The sequence below is a fragment of the uncultured Alloprevotella sp. genome (assembly GCF_963536905.1).
In the GTDB taxonomy this organism is placed as follows: Bacteria; Bacteroidota; Bacteroidia; order Bacteroidales; family Bacteroidaceae; genus Alloprevotella.
Window position 1 is genome coordinate 1 of sequence record NZ_CAUTBW010000060.1, and the last position, 12,988, is coordinate 12,988.

General features: G+C 44.8%; 10 protein-coding genes. 1 reads left to right on the forward strand and 9 read right to left on the reverse strand.

Annotation, left to right across the window (positions count from 1 at the left end; translation table 11 throughout):
- Nucleotides 1-662: 662 nt before the first annotated feature.
- From ABLA33_RS09060 to ABLA33_RS09100, 9 genes are all read right to left on the reverse strand, one after another.
- A complete protein-coding gene (locus tag ABLA33_RS09060) occupies nt 663-2,117 on the reverse strand; it encodes a PepSY domain-containing protein (protein ID WP_347720054.1) in 1,455 nt (484 codons plus the stop codon).
- Nucleotides 2,118-2,328: 211 nt separating this feature from the next.
- Nucleotides 2,329-3,234, reverse strand: coding sequence for a hypothetical protein (locus ABLA33_RS09065; RefSeq protein WP_347720055.1), 906 nt, complete (start codon nt 3,232-3,234; stop codon nt 2,329-2,331).
- Between the two features lie 5 nt (nt 3,235-3,239).
- The gene (locus ABLA33_RS09070; RefSeq protein WP_311490350.1) at nt 3,240-3,938 is read right to left on the reverse strand and encodes an HmuY family protein; all 699 of its coding nucleotides are present in this window, start codon (nt 3,936-3,938) and stop codon (nt 3,240-3,242) included.
- Nucleotides 3,935-6,292, reverse strand: a complete 2,358-nt coding sequence (locus ABLA33_RS09075; protein ID WP_347720056.1) for a TonB-dependent receptor — start codon at nt 6,290-6,292, stop codon at nt 3,935-3,937. The genes ABLA33_RS09070 and ABLA33_RS09075 overlap by 4 nt, the downstream gene beginning before the upstream one ends.
- A gap of 81 nt (nt 6,293-6,373) precedes the next feature.
- Entirely contained in the window at nt 6,374-7,021 is a 648-nt protein-coding gene (locus ABLA33_RS09080) for a DUF4903 family protein (protein WP_311490352.1), read from the reverse strand.
- A gap of 65 nt (nt 7,022-7,086) precedes the next feature.
- Nucleotides 7,087-7,542 carry a calycin-like domain-containing protein gene (locus ABLA33_RS09085; RefSeq protein WP_347720057.1) on the reverse strand — a complete coding sequence of 152 codons (456 nt, stop codon included), beginning with the start codon at nt 7,540-7,542 and terminating at the stop codon, nt 7,087-7,089.
- A 713-nt stretch (nt 7,543-8,255) separates the two neighbouring features.
- On the reverse strand, nt 8,256-8,888 hold the full coding sequence (locus ABLA33_RS09090; protein ID WP_347720058.1) for a DUF4903 domain-containing protein: 633 nt from the start codon (nt 8,886-8,888) through the stop codon (nt 8,256-8,258).
- Between the two features lie 9 nt (nt 8,889-8,897).
- Nucleotides 8,898-9,368, reverse strand: coding sequence for a hypothetical protein (locus ABLA33_RS09095; protein WP_008822857.1), 471 nt, complete (start codon nt 9,366-9,368; stop codon nt 8,898-8,900).
- A 15-nt stretch (nt 9,369-9,383) separates the two neighbouring features.
- Complete coding sequence (locus ABLA33_RS09100) at nt 9,384-10,772, reverse strand: hypothetical protein (RefSeq protein WP_347720059.1); 1,389 nt, start codon at nt 10,770-10,772, stop codon at nt 9,384-9,386.
- Between the two features lie 500 nt (nt 10,773-11,272).
- Here ABLA33_RS09100 and ABLA33_RS09105 point away from each other — a divergent pair, with 500 nt between their 5' ends.
- The gene (locus tag ABLA33_RS09105; protein ID WP_347720060.1) at nt 11,273-12,667 is read left to right on the forward strand and encodes a hypothetical protein; all 1,395 of its coding nucleotides are present in this window, start codon (nt 11,273-11,275) and stop codon (nt 12,665-12,667) included.
- Nucleotides 12,668-12,988 lie beyond the last annotated feature (321 nt).

Sequence of the window (12,988 nt, forward strand, 5' to 3'; positions counted from 1 at the left end):
CTCTACGGATAAACTTTCGAATGAAGGTTTGAGATATTCCTTTTTCATTGTTCTTGTTTTTTTCTTTATAAGTGTAAAGAATTGGACTCTTCCAAAATCTTGATACCTTTTTATTGCATACTGCAAGTCTGTTTGAATAGTAATGAGAGAGGGGATATGTTGCTTGAAGGTTTTCATAATTGTTAACGCTCACATTCTAACTATATTGTCAGAATATCAGCATTCACAACGTTTCCTGCATCATGATATTTCTTTTCAGATAGTTCTTCTTTCTTTCTTTTCGTAAAATCAGTGTGCAAAATTACTTCTTTTTTTATATAATAGTATAAAAAAGCATATATATTTATTATTTCCTAGATGAAGATAGGAAAAATCATACGCTGAAAGAGTTTAGCTATATAAGCTTCTCAAGAGTGGTTCCGTAAGATCTCTTCCAAAGTTTTTCGAGAAAATTTTAGAAAAAAATAATTTTTATGGGGGAGGGGCGCATCGTGGTTGGGCGCGTAAATATCCTTATTGAATTTAAGAATACAATAAGGCTGCCAGCTGACATCCTTATTGCGTCAGCCAACACCCTTATTGTATTTTTACAAAATTATCCTTCCCCTCGCTGCTTGTTGTGCGAAAGGAAGGACAATTATTGTAGGTGGCGATATGTACCGTTAGCGTTTTGTCCGGCGATGAGGGTAGCGAATTTTCCAACCTGTCCAAAGGCACCAGGCGAGGGACAAACCTATGAGGAAAATGTAGAAGAGTGTGCCTTTGCCCAAGAAGGTGTAGATGCGACCAGTGTGGATTTCTATGCAGACATTGCGCAGCGACATTGGGAGAGAAGCCATGCGAGAAGGCATGGGAAGAGCAGTAGTGCCGCGATAGTAGTCGACAACGATGGGAGATTTACCGAAGTGAGAGGTGAATCCCGCCACGGCATTTTTCCCAAAGGGGATTCCGCGAATGGGTTCGGCGGGGCGCCCCGTGAAATAATCGGTCACAGTGCCTTTCTTCCTGTCCCAGCGAAACATACCATAGAAAGAGCCGATGAGCCACTGCCCATGCTCGTCCTTCTCCTGCGCGTTGATGCCCATCACGCTCACGGGCGGTTGCACAATCACGGCTTGCGGTTGTGCGTGTAAATCCTTGAGAGAGAAGAAACCTTCTGAGGAATAGAGCAACCATTCCTGCTCATCACTGTCATAGCGCAGCGTGCGGAGCTTATCTTGCCAAGGATTGTTGCTGTCCATGGTCGTGAAGGGGATGGGAGGAATTTTGCCCGAGGCAAGAGCTATGAGTGCTGGTGGGCGCAACATCCATCCCGTGATACAAAGAAAAAGCGTCAGGGCGATAGTGAGAGTTCCAATGTGGTTGTGCCATGCCGAAAGTTTGCGCTGTAGCAAACGTCCTCTGCCTTTGCCCAAATAAGGGATAAACCAGTACACAACGCCCGTTAGCGTTAAGAAAATGAGGACGATTGCGATGCTATCAACGAGGAGTACGCCCACGATTCCGAAAAGCTCTCCACTGTGTAAGAGCCAGACGGTGCGAAATAGCGATACTTTGCCGTCGTCGGTGGAGGCTCGCGGCAGACGGATACGGGTGAAGTTCGTGTGGGGCGATTGAGCCAAGAAAATGTGTGAGCGACCCGTCACGATGAGACTGTCGCCCAGGGTGGTGATGTCGCTTAGTTTTTCGCCCTCTTCCCGAGGCAGCACTATTTCGCTCCATCGCCCATTGGGTTGCAAACGATAAAGTCCATACTGACCCAGCGCAAAGACTTCTCCAGCGGGCGTTGTGACCATGCCGCGAATCTGACGGAAGTCGGCCCCATGGGGGAGTCCTTGGTTGAAATCCGTGACGGACGACGCCGTGCTATCCGTTCGCCAAATGCCGCTATTGCCATAGATGAGCACCTGCTTTTGCCAACGCATAGTGCCGCGCAGAAGTCCGCCGTTCCATTGTGTGTAGCGATAGTCGGAAGGGAGTACGGAGCGACTGATATTGACATTTGAGAAAAGTTCAGCATGGTTCAACACCAGTCCCGACACGCAGAACATGATGATGAAGAAACCCAATATCAGTCCAAACCATTTGTGGTGCTTGCGCCAAGCTGCCTTTTTCATTTCTTATTTTTCTTTTTATAAGTGATTACAAAAATATGAATTTTCTGCTTTATTCTTTTGTGGAGAAGCAGAAGAGAGGAAAAGAAAATTGTACACCAATGTACAAGCAGCTGTACATCGGTGTACGATTCATTCTATACTAATTTTGAAAAACTTGACTCTCATTGTGCCTTGCGCCTCTTCTTCTTAAAGTGTGGAGGAGGCGTGCCTCTTAATTTTCTTTCCCTGCCGGAGTTTGAGGAGCGTTAGTGCGTTTCTTCACCGCCCCTTTTCGCCAGAGATAGATGCCTAAGGCGATGAAAACAACGAGGATGCTGCTCATCTCGAAAGCATACTTATCAGGCTCTATCCAAAATTCGTGAAAGAAATTCATACGTCCCAAAATCTCTACGGGTGTCCAGAAGATGATGACCGTAGCGATGGACATACGGATGTTAGCTCCCCAAGAAGCCAACTTGAGTTGATTCTTAAACATGAAGATGGAACCGATCAAGCAGCCCACTCCCACGAGGAACGTGACGGGGTGGTGATCGCCGAGGAAGTTCTTATCGTAGCAGAACATCAAGAGCAAATAGAGCGCCCAAAGAATCATGTTGATTTCCATAAAGGTGACGATACTGGTGTGGCGCGTCATGGGTTGCGTGACGATAACCTTTCGTTTGTCCTTGAAACATACTTTCTGAATCCATGTGATGAAGTCGCAACCGTTTCGCGTGCTGAAGACGTACATCACCATCATCATCATCCACATACCAAAGGAAGCAGGCAAGATGAGGTATTCCGGCTTTGTCACAACTACTCCATTCTCGATTTCAGGATTCACGCCGTAGCGGCGAGCGTAGTAGAGGAAAAGAAACTCTACCCAACCTGTCCAGAACAGTAATCCGCCGATGAGTCCCCAAAGCGTTTGGCGCGTGTCGCCTTTGACAAAGACGCCTATGATGACCATGCACAAACCCACAAAGCCCAGCATGAAGCCTGCAACGTGCATCGCGCCTTCGCTCATAAATTTCTCCATCATAATCATCAACCCATGCCCCAACGGCATAGAGAAGAGAACGAGGAGAAAGGAAGCGATGGTTCTTCCCCAATAATTCTTTTTCGTTTTCGTTTCCATTTTTCTTATTTTAATTCGTCACAATAATAACTGATCTGTCCGCCCGTGTCGCCAATCTGAGTGTCGGCCTTGTACCAACTGATGAGCTGCAATTTGAAATAACGCTTTCCGTCGGCGGTTCTCACAACGTAAGTGTGGAAGGATGGTGCATAAACGGGAGGAGGGCCTGTAAAGGTCATTGCCTTTGCCAGGATGGGGTTGGCATCTGTCAGAGTCGTTGCTGGTCCTTTGTTAGGGTCGAACCAAGGGTTTTCTTCAAAGTTGAGATGGTTGGCAATGAGGTATTTGTTCCAATCGTTGCGCGACATGGTGATAGAAACCGAATGGTCGTCCACCGCCCATTGCAAATCAGCAGGGAGTTGCGCCACGGTAGTCCATTTCTCATACTGCCCGTTGCCCAAATCGGCCGCAGCTCCTTGTCCGTTGCCCGAAGTGCCACTATTGGTGCGTAGGCGGTATCCGCAGAAAGCGATGTCCCAATCAAGGCGGTTTTTCTGTTCTCCTTCGGTGATGTCTTCATTCACCTTGTTGCGGTTGAACATTTGCCCCGTGCGCAGATTGATATAGAGCCAATCGTTGGTGACGCCCGTGGAATAGCCCGTGGTGCGTGGGAGCACTTTCCCCGTGAAAGGTTCAGAGTCGTAATCAACGCAGGACGTTAGCAGAGCGGCCGCTGCTATTATGGTAAAAAGAAAGTGTCTCATTTCTTACGTTTTAATGATTTAACAATGTCGTCGACGAGGAATTCCAGCTGCATGTATCCTCTTGCTCCGCAGGTGGCAGGTACGTTGAACATGGTGATACCCGAGCCCAAAGTGTGAGGCACATAGTTGAAGATATTATCAACACCCAGCGTCACTTTCACCTTGTTGTAGAAAGTTTGCACCACAGCCAAGTTGCACAAAACATAGGCGGGGAGCGTACAGCGGAAATATGCATCGTAGCTCTTCTTGTGTTCCTCCACCCACACGCGATCTTGCACATCGAATTTCTTTTCGCCCATGAGCGAAGCACTGAAGATGGTTTTCAGACGATAGTTGGGGCGACTGAAAACATAGTCGAGACTACCCGTTGCAGCATGGGGCGAAGTGGTATTTACCTGAATGCCATTCTGCTTGCTCACATTCACATAGCTATATGTGGCGTTGAGCGTGAAGTTGTCCGTCATGCGCCATTTCAGCAGTGCTTCAACGCCCAGCATACGCTGACTGCTGAGATTGATGTATTCGAAGTTGTACTGCATATCATAGATGTGCCAGATACCTTCTATCTTTTTGCGGAAGAAATTCCCGTAAGCGTTCACGTTGATGAAAAAGCGGTCTTTGCTGTATTCTGCACCAATGGAGAAATAGTTGTTCTTTTCTGGTTTGAGCTCCTCACTACCTCTGATTTGGAACATACCCAGGTGGTCCCAATTGAAGAAGAGTTCTTTGATGCTCGGTGCGCGATACCCCATAGAATAGTTGGCACGGATAGCCCAATGGTTGTCGGGGGAGAACTTCACCGCAATTTTCGGCATCCACATGAAGCCGAACGCTTTGGAGAAGTTGGTGCGCACACCCGTGGAAAGCATCCAATGGTCGTTGGGTGTCCACTCGTCCTGCAAGAAGTATTCTGTTTCGTGGAGCGAGCGGGTGGTCATCTTGCGATTAACAAAGCGGTCGCTTGTGAGGTCGTCCGTAGTGTGTTCCACACCAAAGATCATGCTGTGTGCGGCGAAGTAGGTGCTTGTTAGCGTGAGGCGCGGTTCGAGAATACGACTTTTGTAAACTTTCTTTCGTTCGTCGATGCGCTCATGACGCTTAAAGCGGTCGTAGAAATCGCCGTGCAAACTTAGGTTCACAGAGAACCAATTCTTTACGTCGTATCTTGCTTTCATTCCCGCCATAAAGTCGCGACTCTGCGAGAAGGTCATGTCCTGAATCAAATCGTAGGAGTTGAGGAAAAACATAGAGCCATACACCTGCAAGGAGAGCTTGTCGCTGGGTTCGTAGTAGAACTTCTGCGCCACAGAGATGTGCTCCGTACCTTCAATACCCATGGGCGAACGTTCGGCCGCACCTGTCAGTGTGATATCGTGGGGGAGGAAAGGGTTGGCCTCTTTTGTGTACACTTTTTTGTCGTGTTCCGACTGGTACATATAGAACGCATCGCTTTCGCTGTACAACACATCCGTTTGTGAGGTGAATGCTCCCTGCTTCATACCGGCCGAAACCCACGCTTGCAGGTTAGGACGGTCGCTGTTTTTCTCAAACATATAGAGGAAGTCCTTGGGTTGTGGGTTCTTGTAGTTGCGCTCATTTCTTTGTGCCCATCTCATACCCGCTTGAATGTCAAGCGGCTTTGTGGCCTTTTTAGAGATGAGATTGATAACCGCTCCCGAAGCACGACTTCCATAGAGCGTACTGCTCGCGCCCTTCACAATCTCTACGCGGTCGATGGCGTGGAGATTGAAGCGTTCGTAGTCGAGATTGCCTGCCATATCGCCCGTCATGCGCTCTCCGTCTTGGAGAAACAGGACATGGCGCGCATCGAGTCCCTGCATAGAGATTTCGTTGCCGAACCCCACTTTCTGGATGTTCATACCTGGTGTTTCTTGTTGCAAGGCGTGTTGCAGGTCGCTATACCCAGCGTCCACAAGTGCCTTTCCGCCCAACACCTGCGTGGTGATGGGGGAGAGCTTCACGGGGCGTTCTGTTCTGGAACCCGTAACTACAGCTCCGTTGATATACATCACGTCCTCGTTCATCTCCACCTTGAGTTCGTTTTCGGTAAGAGGGAGAGAGCCCGTGATAGGAATATAGCCCGTCACACTTATCTTATAAAAATAGTGGGGCATATCACCCGTTTCCAAATGGAGAAGCGCCTTACCATCGGTATCTGTAACCGCCTTGACGGTATGGGTAAGTTCTTTGTTGGTAGAAAAGCTCACCAGTGCGCCTGCCAAAGGATGCCGTGTGCCTTTCTCTACCACAGTCACCTTCACCTTGTGTTGCGCCAAAACGTTCATAGAGCAGGCGAGGCAGAAGAGTAGAAATAGTATGATTTTCTTTTGCATAGTCGTTTGTTTCGGAAAAAGGGAAGTGAAAAATTCTTCATTCCCACTACCCTTTATCACTTTATTTCTTTTCACGGCTCCTTACAAGCCGTGTTCTTTCTTATAGGCAGCGAGGTCTTCTTCGAATTTTTTAAATTCCTCCTCATACTTATTGGTGCGGCTCTTATCGATGGTTTGCAAGAAACATTCGGAGCTTACGTTCATCATATTGAAATCGATGATGAAGTTGATTTCGTGCGTCTTAACATTGTAGAAGCCCTTTACCGAACTACCTTTCGATACGGAATTCTTGGCTTGGTTGTTGACTACCAGGTAGCCATCTGCACCTTGAAACTTTATCCAGTTGTCTCCCTTATATTCTTTCTTTTCCCACGAGGAGAGCTGCATGATTTTCGCATCACAAGCAAACGTGATGACAAGGGGCATTTGTCCGACTGTAAACTCGTTTAACCGAACTGTAAGGGCGTTCTTGTCTGTTTTGCTCCAACTGAAATTGACCTTCGTGGGGCAGCCTTGTGGGAGTAAGGTTTTGTTTACGCCGTTCATCAAAACACGTGTGTTGAGAACGAAATCTCCATTCAAGAAGCTCTTAGCCTCAGCCACCAAAGTTTCAGACGTATCCTTCTTGTCTAAATTCTCATCTGAAGAACAGGAACCGAGCAAGAGGAAGAAGCCAAAAATGAGTAGATACTTGATATTTGCCAAAATATAGTTGTTTAAATGTTTCATTCTTTATTGAATTTGAGGTTTTGTTTGTATCGCTTTTAGAGAGAACTCTGCGCGTGTTTTGTTCTTTATGCTTGTTTCGTCCCTTTGAAGCTGATGCTCGCTGTGAACGATATTCCCAAATAAGAAGCGTCGATACTCGTTACAGTGAAATTCAGTACATTGTTGACAACTTTACCTGATACTTTTGCGCTATATGCCGTACGCTTCCAAAGAATCTTGATGAGGATGCCTTTGTCAACTGTTTGGCTGAAACTACCATCGGGTTTCAGCACAATGTTGTTGGCATCGATGGTGACATTGCCCGGCATACGCCCCAGTTTGAACGCATCAATGTGGAGATTGATGGAAGAACCGGACTGACTCACTTTCGTGGTGAAATCCTTTGCGCCCACTTTCTTTTCTCCATTCATGTAGATGCGGGTGAATTGGCCTAAATAGTTGCCGCTGACAACCTGCTGTGCTGATATTGTTAGAGCCATGCTGAGAAGCAGCACGGCCATGAGTATGAACCGTCTTATCATGCGAAAAACCTTAGAGAATCTAAGTTTTAATAATTCACTCACTTTTTATCAGTGGATGAAGCCACTGCAAAATTGCACAGATTTGGAGAGATTCTAAATACCCTCTTATGGGGATTTTTCACCAGAAAAGAATCCAAAAGTTGGAAGAAATGGCAGAAAATCCTCTTCTAAAAAGCCTCTCCTCATTTATGAGGAGGCCGTATAGTAAGGAATTCATCACTATTCTGAAGAAAAAGACGTGTGAATACCCCCTAAAGTGTAGTGGATTTGTGATAATGTTGGCAGAAAACCAAACTCTCTGGAGGGGAAAGAGGCTGCTGTGCGACCCTACTGGTGTTGGAGGGACACTCTCTGCGGAGTCCCCCACAGGGTCCCTTTTCGGACGTCACCCGCGGTTAAGCATGGTGCGTCTCCTTCGGGGATAGTGGGTGCGTACATGGACGTTCTCTGATCTCAACCTTTCCTCCACGTGGTTACCTCTCCTTCTCTCTCCGAGAAGCGGGGGGGGTGCACGGCTATATTCTGCGAGGCGTGGATACAATAAGGGCGTGAGCTGACGCAATAAGGATGTGAGCTGACAGCCTTATTGTATTTTCAAACGCAATAAGGATATTTTCGGCCGTGTCGAGACCTATTGTGTAGCGTAGAAGAAAAAAGGAAGAGGAACGTATTTCATTTCCTCTTCCAGTTATCACGCGCTATTCCGCGAGTCGTTACAATCCATGTTGTTTCTTGTATTCGGCAAGCTCTTCTTCATAGCGTTTGAAGTCTTCTTCATAGTGCTTGATGCGACTCTTGTCGATGGTCTGCAAGAAACACTCGGAACGCACATTCATCATGTTGTAATCGACTATGAATGTAATCTGGTTTGTTTTCACATTCAGATAGCCTTCTACACCTGCGCCACTTCCTTGCTGTACTCCGGAATCATCTTTAGGATTTCCCGTAACGCTACCGTCCTTACCCTTAAACTTTATCCAGCCATCCCCTTTATATTCGTCTTTTTCCCAAGAGTTGAGTTGCATAAACTTACATTTGCATGAGAAATACACAATCAATGGCATCTTGCCTACGGTAAAGCCATCGAGCGTCAGACGAAGACTGTCCTTCTCCCAATTGAAATTAAATTTAGTAGGACATCCTTGGGGCAGGAGGGTCTTATCGACCGTGTTCATTGTCGCTTTTGTGGAAAGGACAATATCTCCTGACAAAATATCCTTTGCCTCTTTTAGGTATTCCTGAGCGGGGGCTTTTTGTTCCAAATTGTCATCACTGTTACAGGAAGATAAACCCAATGAGAACACTGCCAAGAGGCAAAGGATACATTTTACTGTTATGAATCGCATGTCGCCTTGTTATGGTTGTAGCGTACCGTCAAAAGTAACAGAAGCAGGGAAGACAGGAACAAATTGCCAACCTGCGTATGTGTCAAGAACGAAATGGAGTTCATTATTTACAAGAGAGCCTGTAAAACTGGATAATTTAATTTTAATGGGTAATCCACCATCCAACAACATCAATTTACCGGCATAACCGCCTATGGGGGTCGTTGCTGTAACAACTCCGTTGTTGATAGAAACTTTAAGTTCTACTTTGATTGTTCCTGGCATCTTGCCAATAGGTCCCACTGTACCTCTCAAATCATACAGGTTACCACCAGTGCTTGTCAATGTAAAGCTCTGATTTGTAGCATCATTGTATGATTTCCCATTCATAGTAATGTTACTCAACGTACCATTGTAAGTACCTGTCTGCGCATTAGAATTTACTGCAAATCCTAAAATGCTGATTACCGTCAATACGGTAGAAATAAATAAATGTTTCATCTTTTTTATGTTTTGTTAATTATTAATTAGTGATGACCATTCAACTCCATCTATGTAGCCACCACCACTGGTCAAGACCTTGAGATACTTCTTGATAAAGTCTTTTGTTTCCTGTCTGTCAAACACGTCTTGCGTACACGCAAAAGAGGTTTTTTTATCGTAGGTATGAAATTCCGTCAATTCCGGATAGGTAACACGACAATTCGCAGATAAACCACCAAGTTCCAAATTGGATATCATCTTAAATTTGGACAAATCTACCTGTTCTAAACTCTTCATATTCGCAAATGTTATCATATAAGATCGCAATCCGCTTTTTTCCGGTAAAGCTATCTTTTTCAAATCCGGGCATTCTACAAAAACAAGTGAGGAACCACCGGGACCATCCTGTTCCTGCTCAATCGCTCTCTGACCAAACAGGGTACTATGGCTTAAATCTATTTCGCTAATACCGCTAACCTTTACCCATAGGAGACCTGTCATGTTTGTAGCATCCTCAAGATTGATGCCTTCAGAGGCATCCACGTCTGTCAATGACAAGGTCATGAGACCGCTACAGGGTCTCAGGTATGGGAGTTTCGCTTTGTTTGTCAGGTTTACAGTAAGAAGTTTGCCGTCCCAATAAGGATTGTTCACAATATATTGTACCCCTTCCAGTGTTTCAGCAGTGGCTACTCCATACCACTTATTAAATACACAGGCATTCGACCTATCTTTGTTGCTTAACCGCTTGCTGATGTCAATATGAATACCGTCTTCATCAAAGATGCTGGAAAAATATTTTTTGAAATTAGCCCTTATATTCTCATCAGGTATCTCGCGAATGGTATTGTATTTCTGCAAGTTGCCTTTTGATGTTTCCATCTTCACGTCTATACTGCCAGACTCAATCTCAGCCTTCTTCTCTCGATAGAAACGCACAAGGTCTTTGATGTTGAACTTTGCCGTCTGTGGCAAGTACAATTTCGTGATTTTGTGCAGCTGTGTTATGGTTTCATCACCATTCTCTTCCGTCTTTACGTTCACCAGTCCTTCAAAGTCATAAATATCATTGTCTGTCAAATCTACACCGGTAATTTGTGCTGGCAGCTGAGCGAAGTCGAAAGTAGGCCCGTAGCCATTGTTGGAGAGTTTAACCTCTTTGAGATTGGGTAGAATGTCGAGTCCAGAGAAGTCGGAGAGTTTTGTTCCACTTAAGTCGAGCGAGACAGTGGATTTAACCAAATCGTTGATTTCTAACTTTCCATCTTGGGAAAAAGTGTATCCCTTTGACTTCAGAATGTTCATGAGTTCCGTGTTCTTCAAGGTCGTGGAACTGTAAGAAGGGCCGTTGTCATCGCTGCAGGAGCTGAGGCCCAGAAAGCAAAATGCCACTAAAGGCATGATTAAACTTTTAATATTCATATTTCTTATAAATGTTTTTAAGCGGTGCAAAGTTGCAAAGAGTCTTAAAAAAACTAAATACTCCATTATGGGCATTTAGAGCGGAATATGTTAAAAGAAAAATGAACAGAACCCGTAAGAAAGGACATAGCAGAAAGGTATCTCTTCTTCCTTACGAAGCCTTTCTGCTACGCCATTCATCGCTTTTTTATGAGGAGAAATGGAGGGATACCCTCTGGAGGGTAGATGAGATTTTTTGTCTTATTTGTTAATGTGAAGAATGAAGAAGTTGGGAAATCTGAGACTTCATAAAATTGCATTCAATGCAGACTTCGAAGTGTCTTATCTCTGCAAATGAACTTAGAGGAGAGAATGCAGTGGAAAGGGAAAGAATATGTATTCTGTTTTGTAGGATGATACATTGTACTTGTGTTTATTACGTGCTTTTGAGTAGAATTCTTCTGTGCTATTTGTGCTGAGATAGATTTCGAAGTACATTTGCAATAACAAAAAAGGAAACGATGAAGAAGGAGCAAATAAAGTATGAAGAATGGCTGACAACGATAGCGAATACTCGCCTTGTTTACAACACAATGGCGGAGTTGGAAGAGTTTCTCGACAACCGTTCGATACACAGTAACGGTATGAAGCGAAGTTTTGGTTCTTATCAGAAACTTCGCTCTACTTTTAGAGATCTGAAAGTGGAAGTTGGGTTGCAAACAGATAACCTCGTAAATCTGGATGATGTTCTGATTCAATATAAAAGAGCGTGGCGTTTTTTTCATGCAAATCTGTATCGTCGTGCAAAACCCGAGAATATTGCCCTTGAGTTGATGACTTATTGTTGTTCACCCAATGTGACTACCGATATAGGCGCAAAGAAAGCAGCCATCTATGCGCAAATTGTAGAGCAAGATATTAGTATTCCCTTTCTGGTTTTGATGCTGATGAAAGTTATCCCAGGCTATGATTCTAAAGAAGGCGATGTGAATGATATTTCTCGACAGTATGAAAATATCATGCAGCTAATGGAGAAGTTTATCAACGATGACTTGTTTTTTAGTAAACTTCCCCTTATCACGAGAGCAAGAGAAGAGCGGCATAAAACCCGGCTGAAGTTACTCTTCTCTGTGCAGCAGATTCTCGATACCTATATGTCATACATGAATGCCGATCTTCTTTATGATTTAGCCGACAGGATGAAAGAGGATTCAGTTGATTTGGATATTGTGGGGTATTGGAATGAGTGTGGAGGAGGACTTCTCAATACGAGCTTTTGGCACATTGAGAAAGCTCTCAATGCTGGCACATATTTTATGACCCATTGGCACAAAGATGCTGAAAACAAACTGACGGGTATCACTTATACACTCTTAATTATCAAGGACTCCAGCGGGAATCTGATTTATTATATGCTCCATCCCGAAGCCATTAAGCATAGAATGAAAGGTTTGCAGTATGGCGATGCGGACAATGTGTGGTATCATACAGATATGTTGGACTATATTCCCGAACAGCTCCCACTACTCCGGCTTATGCACTCTGGCGTGTGGCCCTCAAAGATTCTTCTCACGCGTTGTACAGAAAAGGACGTTGTTACTACATACGGCAAATGGCTGCATCATGATTGCCAGATTGTGAAGCCGTTTCAACATCTTGAATACGACTTCCGCCCCTGTCTCTATGCCGTTACCCCGACGCATCTGTACATCACATCCGAGAAAGCAGGCGAGTTCTACAAAGTCCCCAAATCTTCATTTGAAGGTTTCGACCGCATCCAACTCTCCGACAATGTTGGACTCATGACCATGAACGGTAAAATATATTTAGTCTTCGATGAGTTTATGCTTTACATCCACACCAACAGAAACGAGTTGAAGAAGCATAAAATAGAACGAGTCAACAGCATCGATTAGCTGTTGACTCGTTAGGGTTAGAAGTTACTTGAAGTGGAAATATGTACAAGTGAGAGTCTTTCTCAATGTTAAAGAATAGAGGCCTTGAGGTCTGAAAAATTAAATTGGGCTTATATGACAAAAAGAGACCCATTTTAGGTCTCTTTTTGTCACTTATGCCCATTTTTGATACATAGCCATTGTGGCGGAACCATTTGTGCGCCCAGTTGGGTACCATAAAGATATAGCCAGAGATGTCTTCGTGTGGCGCACAATCAAGTTGGTTACCTATGATGTCTGCAGCTTCTTGTACAGATGTTCCGTATAAACGTGCTAATTCTT